30 protein-coding genes and 1 pseudogene are annotated in these 22,702 nt (G+C 59.6%); all 31 read right to left on the bottom strand.

The window, feature by feature from the left end; all coding sequences use genetic code 11:
- Positions 1-8 precede the first annotated feature (8 nt).
- Positions 9-1,457 (bottom strand): NADH-quinone oxidoreductase subunit NuoN, encoded by a 1,449-nt coding sequence (gene nuoN, locus Q1A91_RS06790; protein WP_299874750.1) that lies wholly within the window; start codon positions 1,455-1,457, stop codon positions 9-11.
- An 11-nt stretch (positions 1,458-1,468) separates the two neighbouring features.
- Positions 1,469-3,019 (bottom strand): NADH-quinone oxidoreductase subunit M, encoded by a 1,551-nt coding sequence (locus Q1A91_RS06785; protein ID WP_299874747.1) that lies wholly within the window; start codon positions 3,017-3,019, stop codon positions 1,469-1,471.
- Complete coding sequence (nuoL, locus tag Q1A91_RS06780; protein WP_299874744.1) at positions 3,019-5,133, bottom strand: NADH-quinone oxidoreductase subunit L; 2,115 nt, start codon at positions 5,131-5,133, stop codon at positions 3,019-3,021. The genes Q1A91_RS06785 and nuoL overlap by 1 nt, the downstream gene beginning before the upstream one ends.
- A gap of 5 nt (positions 5,134-5,138) precedes the next feature.
- Positions 5,139-5,444: an NADH-quinone oxidoreductase subunit NuoK gene (gene nuoK / locus Q1A91_RS06775; protein ID WP_008553673.1), complete on the bottom strand. Its 306-nt coding sequence runs from the start codon at positions 5,442-5,444 to the stop codon at positions 5,139-5,141.
- A gap of 192 nt (positions 5,445-5,636) precedes the next feature.
- Positions 5,637-6,239 (bottom strand): NADH-quinone oxidoreductase subunit J, encoded by a 603-nt coding sequence (locus tag Q1A91_RS06770; RefSeq protein ID WP_299874742.1) that lies wholly within the window; start codon positions 6,237-6,239, stop codon positions 5,637-5,639.
- Positions 6,236-6,634 carry a carboxymuconolactone decarboxylase family protein gene (locus tag Q1A91_RS06765; protein WP_299874741.1) on the bottom strand — a complete coding sequence of 133 codons (399 nt, stop codon included), beginning with the start codon at positions 6,632-6,634 and terminating at the stop codon, positions 6,236-6,238. Before Q1A91_RS06765 ends, Q1A91_RS06770 begins: the two co-directional genes overlap by 4 nt.
- Positions 6,631-6,846 carry a hypothetical protein gene (locus Q1A91_RS06760; RefSeq protein ID WP_299874738.1) on the bottom strand — a complete coding sequence of 72 codons (216 nt, stop codon included), beginning with the start codon at positions 6,844-6,846 and terminating at the stop codon, positions 6,631-6,633. The genes Q1A91_RS06765 and Q1A91_RS06760 overlap by 4 nt, the downstream gene beginning before the upstream one ends.
- Entirely contained in the window at positions 6,843-7,337 is a 495-nt protein-coding gene (gene nuoI / locus Q1A91_RS06755; protein WP_299874736.1) for an NADH-quinone oxidoreductase subunit NuoI, read from the bottom strand. The genes Q1A91_RS06760 and nuoI overlap by 4 nt, the downstream gene beginning before the upstream one ends.
- Positions 7,334-7,546 carry a hypothetical protein gene (locus Q1A91_RS06750; RefSeq protein WP_299874734.1) on the bottom strand — a complete coding sequence of 71 codons (213 nt, stop codon included), beginning with the start codon at positions 7,544-7,546 and terminating at the stop codon, positions 7,334-7,336. The genes nuoI and Q1A91_RS06750 overlap by 4 nt, the downstream gene beginning before the upstream one ends.
- 12 nt (positions 7,547-7,558) lie before the next feature.
- Complete coding sequence (gene nuoH, locus Q1A91_RS06745) at positions 7,559-8,593, bottom strand: NADH-quinone oxidoreductase subunit NuoH (protein ID WP_299874732.1); 1,035 nt, start codon at positions 8,591-8,593, stop codon at positions 7,559-7,561.
- Between the two features lie 6 nt (positions 8,594-8,599).
- Positions 8,600-8,971, bottom strand: coding sequence for a hypothetical protein (locus tag Q1A91_RS06740; RefSeq protein ID WP_299876137.1), 372 nt, complete (start codon positions 8,969-8,971; stop codon positions 8,600-8,602).
- Positions 8,972-8,979: 8 nt separating this feature from the next.
- Positions 8,980-10,995 (bottom strand): NADH-quinone oxidoreductase subunit NuoG, encoded by a 2,016-nt coding sequence (gene nuoG / locus Q1A91_RS06735; protein ID WP_299874730.1) that lies wholly within the window; start codon positions 10,993-10,995, stop codon positions 8,980-8,982.
- A gap of 4 nt (positions 10,996-10,999) precedes the next feature.
- Positions 11,000-11,404: a DUF5333 domain-containing protein gene (locus Q1A91_RS06730; protein WP_299874728.1), complete on the bottom strand. Its 405-nt coding sequence runs from the start codon at positions 11,402-11,404 to the stop codon at positions 11,000-11,002.
- Between the two features lie 136 nt (positions 11,405-11,540).
- Complete coding sequence (locus tag Q1A91_RS06725) at positions 11,541-11,870, bottom strand: hypothetical protein (RefSeq protein WP_299874727.1); 330 nt, start codon at positions 11,868-11,870, stop codon at positions 11,541-11,543.
- A 4-nt stretch (positions 11,871-11,874) separates the two neighbouring features.
- Positions 11,875-12,366 (bottom strand): DUF3291 domain-containing protein, encoded by a 492-nt coding sequence (locus Q1A91_RS06720; protein WP_299874725.1) that lies wholly within the window; start codon positions 12,364-12,366, stop codon positions 11,875-11,877.
- Positions 12,363-12,602: a hypothetical protein gene (locus Q1A91_RS06715; protein ID WP_299874723.1), complete on the bottom strand. Its 240-nt coding sequence runs from the start codon at positions 12,600-12,602 to the stop codon at positions 12,363-12,365. Before Q1A91_RS06715 ends, Q1A91_RS06720 begins: the two co-directional genes overlap by 4 nt.
- Before the next feature lie 9 nt (positions 12,603-12,611).
- A pseudogene (locus Q1A91_RS23695) lies at positions 12,612-12,731 on the bottom strand (DUF5333 family protein); the annotation flags it as partial.
- Positions 12,732-12,746: 15 nt separating this feature from the next.
- Positions 12,747-13,043 (bottom strand): hypothetical protein, encoded by a 297-nt coding sequence (locus Q1A91_RS06710; protein WP_299874721.1) that lies wholly within the window; start codon positions 13,041-13,043, stop codon positions 12,747-12,749.
- A 203-nt stretch (positions 13,044-13,246) separates the two neighbouring features.
- On the bottom strand, positions 13,247-13,732 hold the full coding sequence (locus Q1A91_RS06705) for a DUF3291 domain-containing protein (RefSeq protein WP_299874719.1): 486 nt from the start codon (positions 13,730-13,732) through the stop codon (positions 13,247-13,249).
- 1 nt (position 13,733) lies between these two features.
- Complete coding sequence (locus Q1A91_RS06700; protein WP_299874717.1) at positions 13,734-14,144, bottom strand: MAPEG family protein; 411 nt, start codon at positions 14,142-14,144, stop codon at positions 13,734-13,736.
- A 36-nt stretch (positions 14,145-14,180) separates the two neighbouring features.
- Positions 14,181-14,612 (bottom strand): hypothetical protein, encoded by a 432-nt coding sequence (locus tag Q1A91_RS06695; RefSeq protein ID WP_299874715.1) that lies wholly within the window; start codon positions 14,610-14,612, stop codon positions 14,181-14,183.
- Positions 14,609-15,904 (bottom strand): NADH-quinone oxidoreductase subunit NuoF, encoded by a 1,296-nt coding sequence (gene nuoF / locus Q1A91_RS06690; RefSeq protein ID WP_299874713.1) that lies wholly within the window; start codon positions 15,902-15,904, stop codon positions 14,609-14,611. Before nuoF ends, Q1A91_RS06695 begins: the two co-directional genes overlap by 4 nt.
- Before the next feature lie 99 nt (positions 15,905-16,003).
- The gene (locus Q1A91_RS06685) at positions 16,004-16,225 is read right to left on the bottom strand and encodes a DUF5337 domain-containing protein (RefSeq protein WP_299874711.1); all 222 of its coding nucleotides are present in this window, start codon (positions 16,223-16,225) and stop codon (positions 16,004-16,006) included.
- A 3-nt stretch (positions 16,226-16,228) separates the two neighbouring features.
- Positions 16,229-17,059, bottom strand: a complete 831-nt coding sequence (locus tag Q1A91_RS06680) for a hypothetical protein (protein ID WP_299874710.1) — start codon at positions 17,057-17,059, stop codon at positions 16,229-16,231.
- Positions 17,060-17,096: 37 nt separating this feature from the next.
- Positions 17,097-18,209 carry an NADH-quinone oxidoreductase subunit NuoE gene (gene nuoE / locus Q1A91_RS06675; protein ID WP_299874709.1) on the bottom strand — a complete coding sequence of 371 codons (1,113 nt, stop codon included), beginning with the start codon at positions 18,207-18,209 and terminating at the stop codon, positions 17,097-17,099.
- A gap of 286 nt (positions 18,210-18,495) precedes the next feature.
- Entirely contained in the window at positions 18,496-19,740 is a 1,245-nt protein-coding gene (locus Q1A91_RS06670) for an NADH-quinone oxidoreductase subunit D (protein ID WP_299874707.1), read from the bottom strand.
- A 112-nt stretch (positions 19,741-19,852) separates the two neighbouring features.
- The gene (locus Q1A91_RS06665) at positions 19,853-20,023 is read right to left on the bottom strand and encodes a hypothetical protein (protein ID WP_299874706.1); all 171 of its coding nucleotides are present in this window, start codon (positions 20,021-20,023) and stop codon (positions 19,853-19,855) included.
- Entirely contained in the window at positions 20,023-20,445 is a 423-nt protein-coding gene (locus tag Q1A91_RS06660) for a GFA family protein (protein WP_299874703.1), read from the bottom strand. The genes Q1A91_RS06665 and Q1A91_RS06660 overlap by 1 nt, the downstream gene beginning before the upstream one ends.
- Complete coding sequence (locus tag Q1A91_RS06655) at positions 20,445-21,056, bottom strand: NADH-quinone oxidoreductase subunit C (protein ID WP_299874700.1); 612 nt, start codon at positions 21,054-21,056, stop codon at positions 20,445-20,447. Before Q1A91_RS06655 ends, Q1A91_RS06660 begins: the two co-directional genes overlap by 1 nt.
- 18 nt (positions 21,057-21,074) lie before the next feature.
- On the bottom strand, positions 21,075-21,608 hold the full coding sequence (locus Q1A91_RS06650) for an NADH-quinone oxidoreductase subunit B family protein (protein WP_299874697.1): 534 nt from the start codon (positions 21,606-21,608) through the stop codon (positions 21,075-21,077).
- Positions 21,609-21,847: 239 nt separating this feature from the next.
- The gene (locus Q1A91_RS06645) at positions 21,848-22,213 is read right to left on the bottom strand and encodes an NADH-quinone oxidoreductase subunit A (RefSeq protein WP_299874694.1); all 366 of its coding nucleotides are present in this window, start codon (positions 22,211-22,213) and stop codon (positions 21,848-21,850) included.
- Between the last annotated feature and the right edge of the window lie 489 nt (positions 22,214-22,702).

The raw sequence follows: 22,702 nt of genomic DNA, 5'->3' as shown, positions 1-22,702 counted from the left end.
CTCGGTGCTTAGTTGACAAGCGCACCCGCCGCTGCTGCTGCCGCGCTCTCCACCCCGAACATATTGGCAATGCCCAGCACCATCACAATGGCCGAGGCCATCAGGAAGCCCGCCAGCACGCCACCGCCGCCGGAGCGGTCAATCTGGTCTGCATTGTCCGAGCCGAAGTACATGAAGAACACGATCCGCAGGTAGTAGTATGCCCCGATCACCGAGGCAATCATGCCTGCCACCACCAGCCACACAAGGCCCGCGTCATAGGCCGCTTGCAGCACATAGAGCTTGCCGAAGAAGCCCAGCATTGGCGGCACACCCGCAAGGCTGAAGAGCAGCACCAGCATCGCCAGCGCACGGCCCGGATTGTTCTTGGCGTAGGAGTTCAGCGCACCGATGTCGGTGACGGGCGCGCCGTCCTTCTGCATCAGCAGGATAAACGCGAAGGTGCCCACGTTCATGGTCACATAGATCGCCATATAGACCAGCATCGCCTGCACACCCAGTGCGGTGCCTGCGGCCAGGCCCATCAGGGCGTAGCCCATGTGTGCGATGGAGGAAAACGCCATCAGACGTTTGATATTCGTCTGGCCGATGGCGGCAATCGCGCCAAGGAACATCGACAGCACCGACAGCAGCGCGATGATCTGCTGCCAGTCGCTGACCGCATTGCCGAAGGCGTCATGCAGCACACGGGCAAAGAGCGCCATCGCCGCGATCTTGGGGGCGGTGGCAAAGAAGGCGGTGACCGGCGTGGGCGAGCCTTCGTAGACGTCCGGTGTCCACATATGGAACGGCACGGCAGAGACTTTGAACGCAAGGCCGGAGATCAAAAAGACCAGTCCGAACAGCAGGCCAACGGACGTCTCTCCCGCCTGAGCCACGGTGATGATGCCCGAAAACAGCGTCGTGCCTGCGTAGCCATAGACCAGCGATGCGCCATAGAGCAGCAAGCCAGAGGAGAGCGCGCCGAGGAAGAAGTATTTCAGGCCAGCCTCAGTCGATTTGACCGAGTCGCGGCGCAGGGAGGCAACCACATACAAAGCCAGGGATTGCAGCTCCAACCCCATGTAGAGCGCCATCAGATCGCCTGCGCTGACCATGATCATCATGCCAACAGCGCTCAGCGCCACCAGCATCGGGTATTCGAACCGCAACAACCCGCGCGCCTGCATATACCCTTCGGACATGATCAGGATGGCCGCTGCCGACAGCAGGATGGCAACTTTGGCAAAGCGGGCAAAGCTGTCTTCGATGATCATGCCGTTGAAGGCAGTCTTGGTACTGCCATCGCCGCTGGTGCCGATCCAGAAGGCCAGTGCGACCATCACGGCCGCCGTGACCCAGACGAGCAAGCCGCCCAGTTTGTCCTTGGTGGTATAGACCGCCGCCAGCAATGCGATCATGGCATAGAGCGCCAGGACGATCTCAGGCAGGACTATGTTCAGGTCTGCGGTGATCATTGCCCCACCCCTCAATTCGCAGCTTCGGCGGTTTGGGTCGCCATATCGGCTGCCTCCACCGCAGAAGCGTAATTATCAACCAGCGCGGAGACGGATGGCCCGATGATGTCCAGCACCAGTGCCGGGTAAACCCCCAGCAGCAGTGTCATGGCCACCAGCGGCGCGAAGATCCATTTTTCACGCGGGGTCATGTCCGTGATGGCTTTCAGGCTTTCCTTGATCAGATCGCCCATCACCACCCGGCGATAAAGCCACAGCGCATAAGCGGCGGAGAAGATCACCCCCGTGGTCGCGATCGCCGCGACCCATGTGTTGACCTGGAAGACGGCCATCAGCGTCAGGAATTCACCGATAAACCCGGAGGTGCCCGGAAGGCCGACGTTGGCCATGGTGAACAGCATGAAGATCAGCGCATAGACCGGCATCCGGTTCACGAGGCCGCCGTAGGCGTCAATCTCCCGCGTGTGCATCCGGTCATAGATCACGCCGACGCAGAGGAAGAGCGCGCCGGAGATAAACCCGTGGCTGATCATCTGGAAGATCGCGCCATCAATGCCCTGCTGGTTGGCCGCAAAGATGCCCATGGTCACAAAGCCCATGTGGGCAACCGATGAATAGGCGATGAGCTTTTTCATGTCCTCCTGCACCAGTGCCACCAGAGAGGTGTAGACAATCGCAATCGCGGACATCCACAGCACCAGCGGCGCCATCACGTCCGACCCCACCGGGAACATCGGCAGGGAGAAGCGCAGGAAGCCATAACCGCCCAGTTTCAACAGGATCGCCGCCAGCACCACGGAACCCGCTGTGGGGGCCTGCACGTGGGCGTCAGGCAGCCAGGTGTGCACGGGCCACATCGGCATTTTCACCGCAAAGCTGGCAAAGAACGCGAGGAACATCAGTGTCTGCGCGCCGCCTACGATCTGGATGCCGAGCAGGGAGAAGCTTTCGGACCCGAACTGGTGGTTCATCAGCGTGGGGATGTCAGCTGTGCCTGCGTCCGCGTACATCGCGACCATCGCCACCAACATCAGCACCGAGCCGAGGAAGGTGTAGAGGAAGAACTTGAAGCTTGCGTAGATGCGGTTCGCCCCGCCCCAGATGCCGATGATCAGGAACATCGGGATCAGACCCGCCTCGAAGAACAGGTAGAACAGGATCAGGTCGAGCGCCAGGAAGACGCCCAGCATCATCGTTTCCAGCACGAGGAAGGCGATCATGTATTCCTTCACGCGGCTTTCCACGTTCCATGAGGCGGCAATGACCAGCGGCATCATGAAGGTGGTCAGCATCACAAAGAGGATGGAGATGCCATCGACGCCCATCTTGTATTGCAGGCCCATGATCCATTCAGACTGGGTCACGAACTGGAACCCGGTGTCATTGCGGTCAAACTCGAACAGCACAAACAGCGAGATGATGAAGGTTGCTGTGGTCGCAAAGAGCGCCAGATACTTGGCGTTGCGGGCCGCAGCTTCATCATTGCCGCGCAGGAAAACGGCGAGGATCAGTGCCGCCACCGCGGGCAGAAAGGTGATGATGGAAAGCAGATGCGTGTCCATTATTTCGCCCCCCCGGTCATCGTCATCCAGGTGATCAGCACCGCAATCCCGATCACCATCGCAAAGGCATAGGTGAAGATGTAGCCAGACTGCGCCTTACCGGCCAGACGGGTGAAGAAGGGGATGATCGTCATGGAAACACCATTGAGGATGCCGTCAATCACGCTGCCGTCCCCGCGTTTCCACAGGAAGCGGCCAATCGCCTTGGCGGGACGCACGAAGAGGACGTCGTAGATCTCATCAAAGTACCATTTGTTCAGCAGGAACTGATAGAGCGGCTGCTGGTTTGCAGCCAGACGGCCTGGCAGGGTCGGGTTCCAGATGTAGAACCACATCGCCATGATGAAGCCCCCCAGCATGGCGATGAAAGGGCTCATCTTGACCCACTTGGGCGCATCATGGGCGTCTTCCAGCACTGTGTTGTCCTTGCCGAAATAGAGCGCGCCATCGCCGGGATTGCCGCCAAAGGCGTCGTGATGCTTGCCACCATGGCCATCGTCGCTGTGGTCATCGCCGTGGCTGTCTTCGGCCCCGTCTGCATGGGTGTCACCCTCGGAGGCTTCGGTGGCCAGCGGGATGTCATAGAAAGCCGCGACGTATTTCGCATCGCCAAAGAATGGCTTGAACCAGATCATGCCCGCAAGGATCGCGCCAACCGCCAGCACACCAAGCGGTGCCAGCATGACCATCGGGCTTTCATGCGCGTGCTCATGGGTGTGTTTGTCCCCGCGCGGCGTGCCGTAAAAGGTCAGGAACATCAGGCGCCAGCTGTAAAAGCTCGTCATCGCCGCGGCGATCACCAGCAGCCAGAAGCCATACATGGATCCACCACCCCAGGCGCTTTCGATGATTGCGTCCTTGGAGACAAAACCGGCAAAGCCAATCGGCATGCCAAACATGTCATAGCTGAGCGGAATACCGACGCCCGTGATGGCCAGCGTGCCGATCATCATCGCCCAGAAAGTATAGGGGATCTTTTTGCGCAGACCGCCATAGTTGGTCATGTCCTGCTCATGGTGCATCGCATGAATGACAGAACCCGCGCCAAGGAACAGCATCGCCTTGAAGAACGCGTGGGTGAAAAGGTGGAACATCGCAGCGGAATACATGCCCACGCCTGCGGCGACGAACATGTAGCCCAACTGTGAACAGGTGGAATAGGCAATCACACGTTTGATGTCGGTCTGCACCAGACCAACGGTGGCCGCGAAAAAGGCGGTGGTGGCCCCCAGCACAGTCACGAACGTCATCGCTTCGGGCGCGAATTCCATGATTGGCGACATGCGGCAGACGAGGAACACACCCGCTGTCACCATGGTCGCCGCGTGGATCAGCGCCGACACAGGCGTCGGGCCCTCCATCGCGTCGGGCAGCCATGTGTGCAGGATCAACTGCGCCGATTTACCCATCGCACCAACAAACAGAAGGAAGGCGATCAGATTGGCCGCGTTCCAGTCGGTCCAGAGGAAAGAGATGCTCTGGTTTGCCAGGTCGGGCGCGGCGGCAAAGATGTCGTCGAACCGGATGCTGTCGGTCATCAGGAACAGGGCGAAGATGCCAAGCGCGAAGCCGAAGTCGCCCACACGGTTGACCACAAAGGCCTTGATGGCCGCGGCATTGGCGCTGGGTTTCTTGTAGTAAAACCCGATCAGAAGGTAGGAGGCGACGCCCACACCCTCCCAGCCAAAGAACATCTGTACGAGGTTGTCGGCGGTCACCAGCATCAACATCGCGAAGGTGAAGAACGACAGATACGCAAAGAAGCGCGCTTTGTAGTGCTCGCCTTCTTTGAAATTCTCGTCATGCGCCATGTAGCCAAAGGAATAGAGGTGCACGAGGGCGGAGACGGAGGTCACCACGATCAGCATGATCGCGGTCAGACGGTCCATGCGGATCGACCAATCGGTGCTGAGCGAGCCGCTTTCGATAAAGCGCAGGATCTGGATATGCTCGGTCGGGCCATCAAACGTCAGGAAGACGACCCATGACAGGATCGCAGCAAGAAACAGGAGGCCCGTGGTGAGCCACTGCGCTGCCGTCTCACCAATGATTTTCCAACCGAAGCCTGCAATGAGCGCGCCCAACAGCGGGGCGAAGAGGATTGTGGTTTCCATCTGCCCTACCCCTTCATCACGTTGACGTCTTCAACCGCGATGGTGCCGCGGTTTCGGAAGAAGCAGACAAGGATCGCAAGGCCAATCGCGGCCTCCGCCGCAGCCACCGTCAGCACAAAGAGCGTGAACACCTGCCCCACCAGGTCCCCCAGAAAGCTGGAGAAGGCGACCAGATTGATGTTCACCGCCAGCAGCATCAATTCGATGCTCATAAGCAGGATGATGACGTTCTTGCGGTTCAGGAAGAGCCCAAAGATGCCAATGACAAACAGCGTCGCTGCGACTGTCAGGTAGTGTTCAAGTCCGATCATGTCGTCCCTCGGTTCTCCCCTTGCGGGGCGGTCTTGCTGCGCCCGGCAAAGGCGGCTGGCGTGTGCCCGTATGATCGGGCTTTTAGTCTGTGTTTCTACCGGTTTCCACCGGTAATCCGGCGTGACACCGGTTCTTTTCTGTCTCCGTTTTCTTCGAAGAAAACGGTCCGAATTTTTCGAAAAATTCGGCTCCTACAACCCCTGCCCCGGCTTGATGTCCTTCAGCTCCATCGCCGTGGCCGGATCGCGCATCATCTGGTCGATCACATTCTGGCGCTTCACATCCACACGGTGACGCAGGGTCAGCACAATCGCGCCAATCATCGCCACCAGCAGGATCAGACCTGCAAGCTGGAACAACAGGAAGTATTCGTCATAAAGGATCAGACCCAGCGCCGCCGTGTTGCTGACGTTTGGATCCAGCGCCTGCATACGCAGGCTTTCCGCCGCCGCGTTGCTTTCCCAGGCGCCAAAGGCCATCACGAATTGCATCAGGATCACGAGGGCGATCAGCAGCGCCAGTGGCATGTATTTTGCCATCTCCGCCTTCAGTTCGGCAAAATCCACGTCCAGCATCATCACCACGAACAGGAACAACACCGCGACCGCGCCGACGTAGACGATGATCAGCAGCATCGCGACAAATTCCGCGCCCAACAGGACGAACAGCCCGGCCGAGGACAGGAACGCGAGGATCAGCCAGAGCACCGAATGCACCGGATTGCGGCTGATCACGGTGAACAATCCGCCTGCAATCACGCAAGTGGCGAACAGATAAAACGAAAAGACGATCATGCCTTGCCTTCCTTCTCGTCAAACACTTGGCTCGCCAGTTCCAGCGCGCGGGTCATGGAGGGCAGACCCGCAAAGACGGAGGTCTGCGCAATGGTTTCCTTGATGTGCTGCTCGGTCGCGCCTGCCTCCAGCGCGTGGCGCACGGTCTGGCGGAACACGGTATCGACCTGCGCGCCCTGCGTGGTCATGCCCGCAATGGTCAGCAAAAGCCGCGTCCGCGCGTCCAGCCCGTCTTTGTTGACGGTGTTGCCGAACATCATTTCCATCATGTCCTTGGGCATCGTGCCCATCATCGCTTCAAACACCTTGGGTGAGAAAGCGTCGGCCATGGGGACGGCTTTGGTCAGTTCCTGCGCCTGTTTGAACAACGCCTCGAAGGGGTTTTTGTCACTCATGTTTCGGACTTCTCTTCCAGCGTCTCAACGCGCTCGGTGACGTGATGGACATGGCCCGCCAGCATCGTGAGCATGATCGCCATGCCGTCGACCTTTTGATCGACATCAGCCACATCCGATTTGATCTCGGACACATCGCTGCGCAACGCTCCAATCTCATCATGGATATCACGCAACGGCTTGAGGATCATGTTGTCGACGTTTTCACTCATCTGTAGGGCGCATCCAGCTCAAGGTTCCGCGCGATCTCGGCTTCCCAACGCTCGCCGTTGTCCAAGAGCTTTGCCTTGTCGTAGTACAACTCTTCGCGGGTCTCGGTGGAGAATTCGAAATTCGGGCCTTCGACAATCGCATCCACCGGGCAGGCTTCCTGACAGAAGCCGCAGTAGATGCATTTGGTCATGTCGATGTCATAGCGCGTGGTGCGGCGGGAGCCGTCTTCGCGGGGCTCTGCGTCAATCGTGATCGCCTGCGCCGGGCAGACCGCTTCGCACAGCTTACACGCGATGCAGCGTTCTTCCCCATTGGGATAGCGGCGCAGGGCGTGTTCACCGCGGAAACGCGGAGAGAGATAGCCCTTCTCATGCGGGTAGTTCACGGTCGCCTTGGGGCGGAACATGTGTTTGAAACCAAGGGCAAAGCCTTTGGCGAAATCCGCCAGCAGGAAGTATTTTGCGGCGCGGGTGTAGTCGATCTGGGTCATACTGTCCTCGCTTCAACATCAGTATTCGAGAGATACTCTAACGACATCTCCATCATGCCGTTTGCGTAGTCGCTCCAATCTAAATCACAGTCTGAGGCCCTTTCAGCTTCAATTTCGAGATCGCTGATTAGCCTCAGCAACCCAGCCGTGAAATCCATAATCTCAGTTCCAGTAGCGTCAGCAATTGCGCTGTAAATTCTATTGCTCATCAAAACCGCCCCTTAAATCGGCCAGCGGGCATAAACGCCCCAGAACCACTCGAACTTCGCGGCAAAGGCTACGAACACCACCCACGCCAAGGACAGCGGCAGGAAGACTTTCCAGCCCAGACGCATCAGTTGGTCATAGCGGTAGCGCGGGGTGATCGCCTTCACCATGGAGAACATGAAGAAGACGAACAGCATCTTGATGAACATCCACAGGAAGCCATCGGGCAGGAACGGAATGGGCGACAGCCAGCCACCCAAGAACAGCAGCGACACCAGCGCGCACATCAGCACCACGGCGACCAGTTCACCGATCATGAACAGCAGGAACGGGGTGGAGGAATATTCAACCTGATAACCCGCCACCAGCTCTGATTCCGCTTCGGGAAGGTCAAAGGGTGGGCGGTTGGTTTCGGCCAAGGCACTGATAAAGAACAGGATCAGCATCGGGAAGTGGATGAGCCAGTTCCAGTTGAAGATGCCCCCCGCCCCGTCTTGGGCATGTACGATGGAGGTAAAGTTCATCGATCCGGTGGAGATGATCACCCCGATGATGATCAGGCCAATCGACACTTCATAAGAAATCATCTGCGCGGCAGAGCGCAGCGAGCCGAGGAATGGATATTTGGAGTTCGACGCCCAGCCGCCCATGATCACGCCGTAAACCTCAAGCGAGGAAATCGCGAAGACATAGAGGATCGCCACATTGATGTCGGCCAAGACCCAGCCTTCGTTGAAGGGGATCACCGCCCAGGCGATCAGCGCCATGACCAGCGACACCATGGGGGCCAGCAGGAACACCGTGCGGTCAGCACCTGCGGGGATCACGACCTCTTTGACGACGTATTTCAGCAGGTCCGCGAAGGATTGCATCAGGCCAAAGACACCCACCACGTTCGGCCCCCGGCGCATCTGCACCGCGGCCCAGATCTTGCGGTCGGCGTACATCAGGAAGGCAAGGCACAGCAGCAAGGGCAGCATGATCAGCAACACCTGCCCCAGTGTCAGCAGGCCAATACCCAATCCGGTATTTGTAAAGAAGTCAGACATTGTCCCTCACACTGTCGGAATGCCGCGTTCCACGCACTCAGACGCGGTCACCTCAGCATCAATCGTCTTTATGCCACGTGGCAAGCTTGGCGAGATTGTGTAAACAGCATCTGCCCGCCAGATGCTACCCTCTTGGGCCACATTTGTGCGCAGATGTCTTGCAAAACCGTAACCCCGTATTAACGCGTATTGCGCAGCCGCACATTCAGCGTAATCCTCCACGTCCTGCGTGGATTGCGCCTTGGTCATGGCCACATTGAATTGCACCAGATCCCCATCCAGCAACTTGGTCTCTACCCCTTTGTATTCCGGGATAAAATCCTCAGCCACCGGCACCTGTGGTCCGCAGGCAGCCAGTGCCGACAGGGCGAGGCACATGATCAACCTCACTCAGCCGCCATGGGCTCAGCGCGCCGGGCGGCGGCATTGGCAGAAAGTTCCGCCATCAACTGGCTGGCGCGGGCAATCGGGTTGGACAGATAGAAATCCGCCACTGCCGTGCCAAAAGGTGCGTCCGCTATCTTGCCGCGCGGCAGGGGTTGCCAGTCATTCGCGGCCACCTGATCGACGCTGCCCAGATGCGGCACATCCGAAATCAATGCGCGCCGCAGGGCTGCAATTGAATCGTAAGGCAGTGTTTCGCCCAACTCCGCGCTCAAGGCGCGCAGGATGGCCCAGTTTTCCTTGGCCTGACCGGGCGCGAAACTGGCGCGGGCGGCAACCTGCGGACGGCCTTCGGTGTTGACAAACAGGCCTGGCTCTTCGGTATAGGCCGCGCCCGGCAGGATGATGTCGGCGCGGTGTGCGCCCCGGTCGCCGTGGGAGCCTTGGTAGATCACGAATGGCCCTGCGGGAATGTCGCCCTCATCCGCGCCGAGGTTATAGATCACCTCAGCAGAAGTCACATCGCTGATGCCGTTTTCAGACACAGCGCCAATGTCCATCGCGCCGACGCGCGCAGCGGCAGTGTGCAGAACCATGAAGGTGGATTTGGTACTTTCGGCCAGCGCCATGGCTTCGGCCAACACCGCCGCACCGTCTTCGCGGCACAAGGCAGCCTGACCGATGATAATCACCGATGGCTTTTCGCCCACATCTGTATGGTCCCGCTCCATCAGAGCGGACATGATCGCCGGGCTTTCGCCGATGTGGTTGTATTCATAAGTCAGATCGACTTTTGGTCCGATCACGCCCACATTCGCGCCGCGCGTCCAGGCTTTGCGGATGCGTGCGTTCAGCACCGGCGCTTCCACAGCAGGGTTCGCGCCGATCAGCATGATGGCTTCCGCTGTGTCCAACTCCTCAACTGTCGCCGTCCCGACATAGCCGGATCGGTTGCCCGCAGGCAGCTTCGCCCCATCGGTGCGGCATTCGACAGAACCGCCCTGCCCTTCGATCATCTGCTTGAGCGCATAGGCCGCTTCAACCGGCACCAGATCACCGATCAAGCCGCCGACCTTCTTGCCCTTCATCGCCGCCGCCGCAGCGGCCAGTGCTTCGGGCCACTCCGCTTTGCGCAGCTTGCCGTTCTCGCGAATGTAGGGCGTGTCCAACCGTTGACGGCGCAGCCCGTCCCAGACAAAGCGCGTCTTGTCGGAAATCCATTCCTCGTTCACGCCATCATGGTTGCGCGGCAGGAACCGCATGACTTCGCGGCCCTTGGTGTCCACGCGGATGTTGGACCCAAGCGCATCCATCACGTCGATGGATTCGGTCTTGGTCAGTTCCCAAGGACGCGCCGTAAAGGCGTAGGGTTTCGACACCAGTGCCCCCACGGGGCACAGGTCAATGATGTTACCCTGCATGTTCGAATCCAGCGTTTCCCCCAGATAGGAGGTGATCTCCGCATCCTCACCTCGGCCTGTCTGCCCCATCTTGTGGATGCCAGCCACTTCGGTGGTGAAACGCACGCAGCGGGTGCAGGAAATGCAGCGGGTCATGTGGGTTTCGACCAGCGGCCCCAGATCCAGATCCTCGGTCGCGCGTTTGGGTTCGCGGTAGCGGGAGAAATCCACGCCATAGGCCATCGCCTGATCCTGCAAATCACACTCGCCACCCTGATCGCAGATCGGGCAATCCAGCGGGTGGTTGATCAGCAAGAATTCCATCACGCCCTCGCGGGCCTTCTTGACCATGGGCGAGTTCGTCTTGACCACCGGGGGCTGCCCTTCGGGACCGGGGCGCAGATCGCGCACCTGCATCGCGCAGGAGGCGGCAGGCTTGGGCGGGCCGCCCACAACTTCGACCAGACACATCCGGCAGTTGCCGGCAATCGACAGCCGCTCGTGATAGCAGAAGCGCGGAATTTCCACGCCCGCTTCTTCACAGGCCTGAATGAGGGTCATCGCCCCATCGACCTCGATCTCGTTGCCATCAATGACGATCTTGCGGTTGTCGCTCATAGGTTCACTTCGCTCTCAGTAACGAACCGATACGGCTCGATTTTTGAATCTCTTCCAGCCCTACCGCACAATAGCTTTCCGGCTTGGAAGGATCGACCCCCCGTGCCGCGAAATATTTGGCAGCTTTGGCGCGCAAACGGTTCTTGTCAGCTTCGCTGTCGGTATAGGCATCAATCTCCGCCTGGGTATAGCCCATGGCGCGTGCTTTTTTCTCTAATCCGCGCACATATCCGATGGCTTTGAACATCCGCGCATTGATCGTCGGGCAATTCTTGCGGATGCGGTCCGCCAGCCCCAGATCAAAGAGCGCGTCATCAATCGCGGCAACCTCGCGCAGCGGCGGCTTGGCCTGTGCCTGCGCGGCCCACATCGGGGTGAGTGTCAGTGTGGCGACGGCAAGAACTTTCATCAGTGATCGCATGTTCGTGTTCCTCAATAAGACGCGGTCTGGGCCGCATCCCTAAAAGGAAAGATGGTGTAGGCTGATATGCAATAACACGGCCCATCAGACGCTGCGCCTACGCGATATGTCGCGCAGGGGGCGCTCACTGAGGACAGGTCCCGCGGAAGGTCATGGTGTTGTCGGTGATGCGGATCTGGCCGGGATCGGTGTCAGGGCCAACAAGCCACTCAATATCGGAACTGCCATAGAGCCCCACGCAATAGGACACAGCCGCATAGCGGCCTGCGGCCAAGGCCCCTTCGGGGGATTGCGCGACTTCGCGCACCGTTACCACGATCTGATCGCGTTGGCCATCAACTTTGCTGACCTTGGTGGGGAAATACTTCCCGTCAAACAGGATGCGGTCGTTGTCGTCCGAACACCCCGCCATCACCATCACTGCACCCAAAAGAGCTGCTGCACCGAATTTCATTCTCTCACTCCGCCGCTTGTGGGCTGCACCCGTGGCTGCGCCACATCTGTGCGTCTTTCAACCAGGACCAGCCAAAGGCATGATCGCTATCGCCATTGTCGCGCAAATGGTCAAGACGTGCCAGTGCTTCCTCCAGCGATGGGCGGTGCCCCTGTGGCACCCACCACATCACAAAGTGCATCGTCCCCAGCACTTCGAACCATTCGGCACGGCGGGCATAGAACTGTTTGTGGATGGTGCCCCAGACGAACTTTTCCAGGGTGGCGGCATCCGACCAGACGCTGAGATTGGGGATATAAAGGTCATCGCCCTCGATCTTCGCTTCCGTATTGCCCGCCCCTTCGGCACCGCCTTCCATCATCCACTGAAACCCCGGCATGCGCTTGGCCAGCCCGTTGATGCGGTCAAGGTTGTCCATGAACTCCGCCACACGCGGATCATCGGTGGGTGCGATCAAGCGACCAACGTTGAGTTCAGCCAGGTGCATGCCGTTCATCGCCGCTTCCTTTCGCGCAAAGGTGCCACACCGTCGAACGCCTTGCGCAGAAAGGCAATCGCCAGATTGCCGCCGACAAAGACGAGGCCGACGACAGCAATATAGACCCACGCAGGGGCCAAGCCATAGGTGATCGCCTGATGGGAGGCCCAGATCGGCAAGCCGAAAACGGCCAGTGTCGCCAGTGCGGCCAGCAGGCTCAGGATGCCGTCCCAGATATTCTTGAAGAAGCCCATAGGCTCCTTCTAGTTCTTTTTGAGCAGACGTCCAACCGCTGTTCCGGCCGCCATTTCGCGGCGGCCAACCGCACAGATTGATGCAGGGTCATTCTGGCGCGCGCCTTTGGCCTTCAGACGCGCCACAGCCGCTTTGGCAAGCTGCTAGTTTCCTGTGGCCCGCTTTGCTGCCTTGTCCAACTCAGGCAGCGTAAAACCCTGCTGGTTGAGATTGCGAACATCCCGTGTCAGCGCCGCACGATAGTTCGTATCGCGCAGGGTGATCCCCCGCTTGTTACAGACGGCTGCAATAAAGAGCGCCTCTGCACGGGTTATGAGGACAGCGTTCACGGCCCCTTGCGCGGTCGAGCCGGGTGCGGCACGCAAGCTGGTCTGGCTTGGCGCGTCACAGGCTGCAAGCGCCAGCATGGCGAGCATCGGCAGGGTGATTTTCTTGAACATGGTACTTCCTCAATCTTATGTGCGGCTGGACAGGTGTTTCGTCTCCAACCGACCGCAGGTGAACGAAGAAGGACGTGGCCGTCCAAGGTGGCGATAGCGTGACGTTGCTTCGGCAAAACCGGGCCATTGCCCCCGGCCTTAGCTCATCTTGTGCTGCGCCCCGAAGGCTGGTTTGGGCGCGACCGTCTTTGCGCCCATTGGCCTTACCCACACTGTTTTTGCTGCCACAGCTTGGCCTGCGCCAGATGTTTCCAGCCAAACGCATGATCGCTATCACCATGCGCTTCCAGATGCTGAAACCGCGCCATGGCTTCGGCCATATCAGGGCGGTGCCCCGCAGGCACCCACCACATCGCAAGGCGCAGGACAGCGTCCATGTCATACCATTCGCCTTTGCGGTCATAGAACTGCTTGTGAACGGTGTTCCAGACGAAATGCTCAAGGCTTTCCACGTCTTCCCAGACACTGAGAGTAGAAGCCGTGCGGGGATCGCCCCCCATCGGCCCGTCGGGGTCGTTTTGTGCGGCTTCCATCTCCGCCTCGGACATCATCCAGACGAAACCGGGGCTGCGCATTGCGACACCATTGACCAGGTCGAGGCCATTGACGAAGTCCTGCACCCGCGGGTCGTCCCAGTCGTATTTGAGGATGCCAAGGTTGAGTTCGGCGAGGTGGACCGCCCCAGCCACGTCAGACAAACACGGCATAGAGCGCGCAGAGCGCCATAAAGATGATCATCAGCCAGCCAAAGCCGAAACAGGCAGAGCGCAGCGGCTGGTTTTCCGTGCGGATGTGGACAAAGGCCATTGCAAGCCGCGCCAGCAGGAAGGCGCTGGCAAAGATGTTGACCAAGAGCGGCGATGTGCCTGCAAGGATCGCGGCCAGCGTGGTCGTGATGAATGCAGGCGAGGTTTCGATGGCGTTTTGAAATGCGCGGTAGCGCCGGTAAGACGGCACGACATAGTCCCGCTTGGGCACCCCGCTGTCCGTGCGGTCCTCCGGTTTCATGCCCCGGGTAGAGATCATCGACAGTGCGATCATCAAAAGCCCCCAAAGCGCAAGGGAGGCGATGGCGTGGCTGTAGGGGGCGAACTGTTCCATCGGCGACTTCCTTTCCTGGCAAATCGCAATTTCGGCTCAGGTGGCGACCAGCATCATCCCAAGCAAGGTGTTGGAGCGCGCCTCGGACAGGACAGCCGCACAAAGCGCGTCACTTGGTTTGCCGCGCCGGGTATCGAGGCGAAATGCACGCTGATGGGTGACATCAAACTGGTTGGAGATGCGCCGCCCCGCCGCTGCAACAGGCGTCGATGTGATTGCCGCAAACTCCGCCGGTCGGATCTGGCGCAGGCCCGAGATGCGCGGTTCAACAAACGGGTGCAAGACAACGCCGTCACACCCCCGGGCAAGCATCCGCGCGATCACCCGCGCCGCCAGCAAATCCGCCACGGGGGTCTCAACCAGAGCACGCTCAAACAGGGCAGAAGAATTTGCGGGCGTTTCGGGCGGGGCTGCAGGGGTGCAGCCAAAACCAACCACCACAGCAAGCGCTGCAAGGGCAGTCCTCATTCCGCCGCCACAGCACTCACCCGGCCTGTGCGCTTGTGTTTGATACGGTCCTCGATCTCGTCCCGGAAATGGCGGATCAGGCCCTGAATGGGCCAGGCCGCCGCATCACCCAAGGCACAAATCGTATGCCCCTCCACCTGCTTGGTCACGTCCAGCAGCATGTCGATCTCTTCGGGTTCCGCGTCGCCTGTCACCAGACGGTCCATCACCCGCATCATCCAGCCAGTGCCTTCACGGCAGGGCGTACACTGGCCACAGCTTTCGTGTTTGTAGAACTTCGACAGCCGCCAGATCGCCTTGATCACATCTGTTGAATTGTCCATCACAATGACCGCCGCCGTGCCCAGACCCGACCGCTGCTCGCGCAGGTAATCGAAATCCATGATCGCGTCTTTCATCTGGGCGCCGGGGATCATCGGCACGGAGGATCCACCGGGGATGACCGCCTTGAGGTTGTCCCAGCCGCCCCGGATGCCGCCGCAATGGGTTTCGATCAGCTCCTCGAAGGTGATCGACATCGCCTCTTCCACAACACAGGGGTTGTTCACATGGCCCGAGATCGCGAACAGCTTCGTGCCCGCGTTGTTCGCCCGACCAAAGCCCGCGAACCATTCCGGACCGCGCCGCAGGATCGTGGGCACCACCGCGATGCTCTCCACGTTGTTCACCGTGGTCGGGCAGCCATAGAGCCCCGCGCCCGCCGGGAATGGCGGCTTCATGCGGGGCATGCCTTTCTTGCCTTCAAGGCTTTCGAGCAGCGCGGTTTCCTCACCACAGATATAGGCCCCTGCCCCGTGGTGCAGATAGAGGTCGAAATCCCAACCGGATTTGCAGGCGTTCTTGCCGATCAGGCCTGCGTCATAGGCTTCATCAATGGCAGCCTGTAGCGCTTCTTTCTCGCGGATGTATTCGCCACGGATGTAGATATAGCAGGCATGCGCGTTCATCGCGAAAGACGCAATCAGGCAGCCTTCGATCAGCGTATGGGGATCATGGCGCATGATCTCCCGGTCTTTGCAGGTGCCGGGTTCGGATTCGTCGGCGTTGATCACCAGATAGGCGGGACGGCCATCGCTTTCCTTGGGCATGAAGGACCACTTCAACCCCGTGGGGAAGCCCGCGCCCCCGCGACCGCGCAGGCCGGAGGCTTTCATCTGGTCCACGATCCAGTCGCGGCCTTTCTTGAGGATACCGGCCGTACCGTCCCAATGGCCGCGGGACTGCGCGCCCTTCAGGGTGCGGTCATGCATCCCGTAGATGTTGGTGAAAATGCGGTCCTGATCCTGCAACATCGCAGCTTTCCTTACGTTTTGGCAGGCCTTGATCGGCCCGCCTGTCCCTTGCGCCCTTTAGCGCCTGTCTGTCATCCGGGGTGGCGACCCCGTCGTGTTCTACTTGTCAGCCTGACGCGCTTGCCAGATCTGATAGATATTCACCATCGCCCAAATCATCGCAGCCAGTGCCGCAAAATCAAAGAGCAGCGCATAGCGGCCGGGCAGACCCAAGGCAGGCCCGGCAAAGTTCGCAAGGATCCACAGAAGCATCGTACCGGCAATGACCAGACCCACGGTCTGGCCCTTGCGCGCAATGGCTTGCTGTCGCTCCTCGCTCACGCGCTACTTCTTTTTCTTCTTGGAGAACTCGGTCTCCCCGCCTTCGGCCAAGATCTTGGCCTGGCTCATCCAGTCGTCCCGCTCGATCCGGCCCTTGAAACGCAGGCGGTCGTCCACCCAGGCAATGTCCGATGGTCCCCAGGCGGCAACCTGTTTGAAGTACCAGATGCCCATCTCGTTCAGGGTCTGCTCCAGCTTGGGACCCACGCCGCTGATCAGCTTGAGGTCATCCGCAGCGCCTTCGCTGGCGCTGGTATAAAGCGTTGGCGCATCGCCTGCGGCGGCAGGGGCCGCTTCGGCTTTCTTCGCAGGGGCGGCTTTCTTCTTGGCGGCGGGTTTTTTCGGCTCTGGTGCAGGCGCGGCTGGCGCATCGGCGTCCGGCACGCTGGCGAAGGACGACGGTGTGGTGTTGTCCGCGCCGTAAGACCATTCGCCCTTGCGTTCGGACAATTCCGCCTGTCCGGGCAGATCCTGAGAAGGCTTCATCGCAAACGACGGGTTCGGGTTGGCCCCCGTCGCAGCGCTGGCGCTTGCACTTGCCGGGGCAGCCATGGGTGTGCCTTCGCGGCGCGCCCTGTCCTCATCCGCCTCACGCGCATAGCGCTGCGCGGGCTTCTCTTCGGCGGCCAGATCATGCGCGGCTTTCTGGCCACGGCAGACAAAAATGCTCAGCACCAGGCCCAGCAGCGTGCCCAGCAGGCCGCCAGTAAAGATCGCCTGTAGCGCACCGAAGTCTGCCAACATGTACAACATGACCATGGCGACAAGGCCAACAACGGCCGCAATACCCCAACAGATCGCGTTGCACTCAAGGCTGTTTTGATTATCCGACATAACTCTTCATATCCCCTCTGGTGGTGCGGCGCGCCGATCAGGACTCGCCGTCGTAGCGCCCGTCTTTACGGGCCTTTGCAGCAAAGGCGGTTTCTTCGCCCGCGGCAAGTTTTTGCGCCTGATCCACCCAATTGTCGCGGGACACCCGGCCTTTGAAGCCTTCAAGGTTTTCATCGACCCAGGCCACTTCGGCAGCACCCCATTTCGCGATCTGGTCGAAATGGAAAAAGCCCATCCCCTGTAGCATGGTTTCCAGTTTCGGCCCAACACCCTTGATCAGCTTGAGATCATCCGCGCCGGATTTGCGCGGGGCCTTCATGGTGCGGGGTTTCTTGCCGGGGCCCTTGGCCGGGGTTTCCGCTGCGGCTGCCGCAGCTTTCGCCGGTGTTTTTGCGGGAGCAGCCTTCTTCGGTTTTGCCGCTGCATTCGCCGCCTTACCGGGTTTGCCCTGCCACGGAGCCAGCAGCGGCACTTCGGTCCCGTCAATGCGTTTGACGGTATCGCCGATGTCCACGGCCAGTTGCGCGCTGGCATTGTAGCGTGTTTTGCCGCTGTCATGCTGCGTGAGGCTGGTCAGCCCGGAGGCAGGCTCCGCCGCATAGCGCCCTTGCTGAGGTCCCGGCACCGGCACGTCGCCTTTTGCCAGCGCGTCCAGCAGTTTGCCGAAGTTTTCGGCCGTCAGGTCTTCGTAATAGTCCTTGCCGATCTGCGCCATGGGGGCATTGGCGCAAGCGCCGAGGCATTCCACCTCTTCCCATGAGAATTTGCCATCCGCTGACAATTCATGCGGGTTTTGCGCAATGCGCTCCTTGCAGACAGACACGAGATCTTCGGCGCCGCAGATCATGCAGGTGGTGGTGCCGCAAATCTGGATATGTGCCACGGAACCAACCGGTTGCAGCTGGAACATGAAGTAGAACGTGGCGACTTCGAGACCCCGGATATAAGCGAGGCCGAGCATCTCGGACACATGTTCAATCGCCGGACGGGAGAGCCACCCCTCCTGCTCCTGCGCACGCCACAAGAGCGGAATGATGGCCGAGGCTTGGCGGCCTTTGGGGTACTTGGTCATCTGCGCTTCGGCCCATGCCTGATTGGCGGGGGTGAAGGCGAAGGTGTCAGGTTGTTCGGGGTGGAGACGGCGTAGCATTAGTTCGACTTTCTGTTCGCATGAACGGCGCAGGAGCCTCTGAAGGAAGTGTTATCTGAAACTCGAAGACAGCGAATTCTTTCCATGGTTATTGGCCTCTAATATGCTTGTCCGGATGGGATCCAAGCCATAAACCAAGCGAGGGACGCTACTAGTACACAGGTAATCGCCAAAAATAATTTCCACCTACGCAAGAAAGCGGAGATAAGTGCGGCGACAACCAACAAGGGCATCACATAGAAGATCCAACCCAAAACTGCTCCTTCGAGAGACGTTTGCGCAGCACTCACCGATCAATCTCCCCAAACACCACGTCCATCGTGCCAATGATCGCCGCCACATCCGCCAGTTGGTGCCCTTTGGAGATATGATCCATCGCCTGCAAATGCAGGAACCCCGGTGCGCGGATCTTGGCGCGGTAGGGTTTGTTCGATCCATCGGCCACCAGATAGACGCCGAATTCGCCCTTGGGGGCCTCAACGGCGCAGTAAACCTCACCGGCAGGCACGTGGAAGCCTTCGGTGTAGAGTTTGAAGTGGTGGATCAGGCTTTCCATATCCGTCTTCATCGCGGTGCGGCTGGGCGGCGTGATCTTGCCCCGCGCCAGCACATCACCCTTGCCGTCCGGCGCGCGCAGCTTGGCTATCGCCTGATGGATGATGTGCACCGCCTGGCGCATCTCTTCCATGCGGCAGAGGTAGCGATCAAAGCAATCGCCATTCTTGCCCACAGGCACCTGAAACTCGAATTCGTCATAACATTCATAGGGTTGCGCGCGACGCAAATCCCAAGCCAGACCCGATCCGCGTACCATCACGCCAGAAAATCCGTAGTCGAGGATTTCCTGCTCGTTCACCACGCCGATGTCGACGTTGCGCTGTTTGAAAATCCGGTTTTCCGTGAGCAGCCCGTCGATGTCGTCCAACAAATCGGGGAATTCATTGGCCCAGGTCTCGATATCGTCGATCAATTCCTCGGGCAGGTCCTGATGCACACCACCGGGGCGGAAGTAGGCCGCGTGCAGACGCGCACCGCATGCCCGTTCATAGAACACCATCAGCTTTTCACGCTCTTCAAAGCCCCAGAGCGGCGGGGTCAGCGCGCCCACGTCCAAAGCCTGCGTCGTGACATTCAGCAGGTGGTTGAGCACCCGGCCAATCTCACAAAACAGCACCCGGATGAGGCTGGCGCGGCGCGGCACGACCGTGCCCGTCAGCTTCTCAATCGCCAGACACCATGCGTGTTCCTGATTCATCGGGGCCACGTAATCCAGCCGGTCGAAATACGGCAGGTTTTGCAGATACGTGCGGCTTTCCATCAACTTCTCGGTGCCCCGGTGCAGCAGGCCGATGTGCGGATCGCAGCGCTCCACGATCTCACCGTCCAGCTCAAGCACCAGACGCAAAACACCATGCGCGGCAGGGTGTTGCGGGCCGAAGTTGATGTTGAAATTGCGGATCTTCTGCTCACCCGTCACCGCGTCGGTGGAGCCGTCATCATAGGTGTTGGTGCGAATATCGCCGTCCATCATTTACGCTCCCCAAACGGGTTTCTCTTGTCGTCCTCGTCCACGCGGACGCGAATGGGCTGCTCTTGGCGCTTGCCAAACAGACCGGCAATCAACTCTTCCAGAAGCCCAATCATCACAACCTCTCCAATTCTTGCAGCTTGAGGCCCATCCACCACAGCAGGACAACCGGACCAAGGGGCACCAGACACAGCGCCGCCCAATATTTGTTGATGCCGAAGTGCGGCAGCAATTTGATCATCGGAATGGCCGTCAATGCGGTCAGCAGCCAAACAAATCCACCCATCACGTCCCCTCCGCGCCAGATGCAAACATCGCCATCACTTCCGCTTCGGTCATCGTCTTGCGATCCCCTGCAAGAGCATAGTTTGACGGTTTGCGATCAATGAAAATCTCAACACCCAGATCGAAAGACGCGGGGTTTTCAAAGCACTGGATCGACACGTGCTGATTGTTACCGTCCTGCGTCTGCCACAGGATCGACGATCCGCAGGTCTTGCAAAACACCCGCTCGCCCCAGTCGGAGCCTTTGTATGACCCCACAGGTGCGCCTTCGCCAAAGACAACAGAGTTGCCGCAGTCGACCGACAGGTACACACCGCCGCTCCACTTGCGGCACATGCCGCAATGGCAGATGCCAGCGCCTTCAGACCCCAGCTCAGCGGTAAAGCTACAGGCCCCGCAAAGACATGTGCCTTGCATCGCCATCAGCCCTTGGCCTCCTCGGCCTTGTCGTCACCGGGCAGGATGTACTCCGCCCCCTCCCAGGGGGACATGAAGTCAAACTGGCGGTATTCCTGCACCAAGGATACAGGTTCATACACCACGCGCTTTTGCGCCTCATCATAGCGGACTTCGGTGTAGCCTGTGGTCGGGAAATCCTTGCGCAGCGGATAGCCGCGGAAACCATAGTCGGTGAGGATCCGCCGCAGGTCGGGGTGGCCCGAAAACAGGATGCCGAACATGTCGAAGACTTCCCGTTCGAACCAGTTGGCAGAGGGGTGCACATCCACGAGCGAGGGCACCATGTCCTTTTCCCGCGTGGCGACCCGGATGCGGATGCGATGGTTTTGGTACATGCTCAGCAGGTGATAGACGACGTCAAAGCGTTTCGCGCGGCCTGCGTAATCCACCGCCGTGATGTCCACCAGCGTGGAAAACCGGCAGGTCGGATCGCCCTTGAGAAACTCCACCAGCCCCGCGATGTTGCCCAAGGTCACATCAAGGTTCAGCTCATCCTGCGTCACATCCCAGCCCAGCACGCAATCGGGGCGTTTGGCTTCGATGTAGGCACCAAGCTCTTGCAGTTGTTCGGTCATATTTGTCCCTTACGCGCTTTAGCGCACAATCGTTCCGGTCCGCCGCATCTTGCGTTGAAGCTGCAAGATACCATAGAGCAGCGCCTCCGCCGTGGGTGGGCAGCCGGGCACATAGACGTCCACCGGCACAATCCGGTCACAGCCGCGCACCACGGAATAGCTGTAGTGATAATACCCGCCCCCATTGGCGCAGGAGCCCATGGAGATCACATAGCGCGGCTCCGGCATCTGGTCGTAGACCTTGCGCAGCGCAGGCGCCATCTTGTTGGTCAGCGTGCCGGCCACGATCATCAGATCCGACTGGCGCGGAGAGGCGCGCGGGGCCGTGCCGAAGCGTTCCAGATCATAGCGCGGCATCGAGGTGTGCATCATTTCAACCGCGCAACAGGCCAACCCGAAGGTCATCCAGTGCAGCGACCCGGTGCGGGCCCAGTTGATGATGTCGGCGGTCGAGGTGACAAGGAAACCCTTGTCCTGCAAGGCCGCGTTCAGCTCCTGCGTGGCGACATCGCGGTCGGCACCAGCAGCATTGGGGGAAGTGGCTACGGACATATGTGCCTTGGCTCCAAGGTTTTTGTCATCTGCGGGGCCCCACAGCGGGACCGCGCGGGTCGGAACGGGTGTAGCCCAGCGCAGCCCAAGGGTCAACGCGACAAGATTGCCCTGACCCGTGAAAACGCAGGGATTTCAGCGATGCTGATCCGATGTGATGCGCGCCCCTCAAACGCGGGGCCCAAAACACAAAAAAACCGCCCCGAGGGACGGTTTTTCAATGAAATGCACGGCGTGGCCTATTGCCACTCAAGCGCGCCTTTTTTCCACTCATAGGCAAATCCAGCCGTCAACACGGCGAGGAACACCATCATCGACCAGAACCCCACCATGGAGATGTCCTTGAAAGCGACGGCGAAGGGGAAGAGGAATGCAATCTCCAGATCGAAGATGATGAACAGGATCGACACCAGATAAAACCGCACGTCGAACTTCATGCGCGCATCGTCAAAGGCGTTGAACCCGCACTCATAGGCAGACACCTTTTCGGGGTCCGGGTTGCGCACGGCCACCACAACGGCGGCAAGGATCAGGATCAGGCCAAATCCAATGGCCACGGCCAGAAATACAAGGATCGGCAGATATTCTCGTAGCATGTCGTCCAAAGGGAGGCTCCTTTTGTGCAGGGTTGCCCGCGCATCGCGTTGGGACGGGTTTATCGCCGGCCGCAGGCGGGGTCAACGGGAACCGAACGGCGCGCGGCGCGCTCTCCCCCCTGGGTCAGAGGTCAAATCTGAGTTGTGTCAAGGTAAGTTCACACGATGCGCGCCTTAAATCTCAAACACACGGGGAGAGAAGTCCATGCGCATCTTGTTTGTTCACCCCAATTACCGCTCCGGCGGGGCAGAGATCGCAGGCACCTGGCCCCTCCCTTTCACGCTTACCCGACCACGGACCACCGGCGCTCAGGCCTGACACCTTTCCCGATCCGGCCGGGCGCATTGTGATCGGCATCCGGTTCGCGATTCAGACTGTCCCACGCGCCAAAGACAAGCGCGCATCCACAGTGAAAAACCTCCGCCATTTTTCACGCATGACGCGAATCGCTGAACCGGCACCCGGCGTCATGCCCGCGTGTCGTTTCCAATTCCGCA

The organism is uncultured Sulfitobacter sp. (assembly GCF_947500075.1).
GTDB lineage: Bacteria > Pseudomonadota > Alphaproteobacteria > Rhodobacterales > Rhodobacteraceae > Sulfitobacter.
This window is presented reverse-complemented; position numbering and strand designations above follow the sequence as displayed.

Coding starts and splice junctions, on each gene's coding strand:
- Q1A91_RS06710 (WP_299874721.1), bottom strand. CDS start 13,043: ATGTTCAAGAAAATCACCCTGCCGATGCTCGCCATGCTGGCGCTTGCA.
- Q1A91_RS06720 (WP_299874725.1), bottom strand. CDS start 12,366: ATGAACGGCATGCACCTGGCTGAACTCAACGTTGGTCGCTTGATCGCA.
- Q1A91_RS06660 (WP_299874703.1), bottom strand. CDS start 20,445: ATGGCGATGCAAGGCACATGTCTTTGCGGGGCCTGTAGCTTTACCGCT.
- nuoE (WP_299874709.1), bottom strand. CDS start 18,209: ATGCTACGCCGTCTCCACCCCGAACAACCTGACACCTTCGCCTTCACC.
- Q1A91_RS06750 (WP_299874734.1), bottom strand. CDS start 7,546: ATGAGCAATAGAATTTACAGCGCAATTGCTGACGCTACTGGAACTGAG.
- nuoF (WP_299874713.1), bottom strand. CDS start 15,904: ATGTTGCAGGATCAGGACCGCATTTTCACCAACATCTACGGGATGCAT.
- nuoN (WP_299874750.1), bottom strand. CDS start 1,457: ATGATCACCGCAGACCTGAACATAGTCCTGCCTGAGATCGTCCTGGCG.
- nuoH (WP_299874732.1), bottom strand. CDS start 8,593: ATGTCTGACTTCTTTACAAATACCGGATTGGGTATTGGCCTGCTGACA.
- Q1A91_RS06700 (WP_299874717.1), bottom strand. CDS start 14,144: ATGGAACAGTTCGCCCCCTACAGCCACGCCATCGCCTCCCTTGCGCTT.
- Q1A91_RS06670 (WP_299874707.1), bottom strand. CDS start 19,740: ATGATGGACGGCGATATTCGCACCAACACCTATGATGACGGCTCCACC.
- nuoI (WP_299874736.1), bottom strand. CDS start 7,337: ATGACCCAGATCGACTACACCCGCGCCGCAAAATACTTCCTGCTGGCG.
- Q1A91_RS06650 (WP_299874697.1), bottom strand. CDS start 21,608: ATGTCCGTAGCCACTTCCCCCAATGCTGCTGGTGCCGACCGCGATGTC.
- Q1A91_RS06680 (WP_299874710.1), bottom strand. CDS start 17,059: ATGTCGGATAATCAAAACAGCCTTGAGTGCAACGCGATCTGTTGGGGT.
- Q1A91_RS06785 (WP_299874747.1), bottom strand. CDS start 3,019: ATGGACACGCATCTGCTTTCCATCATCACCTTTCTGCCCGCGGTGGCG.
- Q1A91_RS06715 (WP_299874723.1), bottom strand. CDS start 12,602: ATGGGCTTCTTCAAGAATATCTGGGACGGCATCCTGAGCCTGCTGGCC.
- Q1A91_RS06760 (WP_299874738.1), bottom strand. CDS start 6,846: ATGAGTGAAAACGTCGACAACATGATCCTCAAGCCGTTGCGTGATATC.
- nuoG (WP_299874730.1), bottom strand. CDS start 10,995: ATGAGCGACAACCGCAAGATCGTCATTGATGGCAACGAGATCGAGGTC.
- Q1A91_RS06655 (WP_299874700.1), bottom strand. CDS start 21,056: ATGACCGAACAACTGCAAGAGCTTGGTGCCTACATCGAAGCCAAACGC.
- Q1A91_RS06730 (WP_299874728.1), bottom strand. CDS start 11,404: ATGAAAGTTCTTGCCGTCGCCACACTGACACTCACCCCGATGTGGGCC.
- nuoK (WP_008553673.1), bottom strand. CDS start 5,444: ATGATCGGACTTGAACACTACCTGACAGTCGCAGCGACGCTGTTTGTC.
- Q1A91_RS06665 (WP_299874706.1), bottom strand. CDS start 20,023: ATGGGTGGATTTGTTTGGCTGCTGACCGCATTGACGGCCATTCCGATG.
- Q1A91_RS06770 (WP_299874742.1), bottom strand. CDS start 6,239: ATGATCGTCTTTTCGTTTTATCTGTTCGCCACTTGCGTGATTGCAGGC.
- nuoL (WP_299874744.1), bottom strand. CDS start 5,133: ATGGAAACCACAATCCTCTTCGCCCCGCTGTTGGGCGCGCTCATTGCA.
- Q1A91_RS06740 (WP_299876137.1), bottom strand. CDS start 8,971: ATGTGCCTCGCCCTGTCGGCACTGGCTGCCTGCGGACCACAGGTGCCG.
- Q1A91_RS06765 (WP_299874741.1), bottom strand. CDS start 6,634: ATGAGTGACAAAAACCCCTTCGAGGCGTTGTTCAAACAGGCGCAGGAA.
- Q1A91_RS06725 (WP_299874727.1), bottom strand. CDS start 11,870: ATGAAATTCGGTGCAGCAGCTCTTTTGGGTGCAGTGATGGTGATGGCG.
- Q1A91_RS06695 (WP_299874715.1), bottom strand. CDS start 14,612: ATGAGGACTGCCCTTGCAGCGCTTGCTGTGGTGGTTGGTTTTGGCTGC.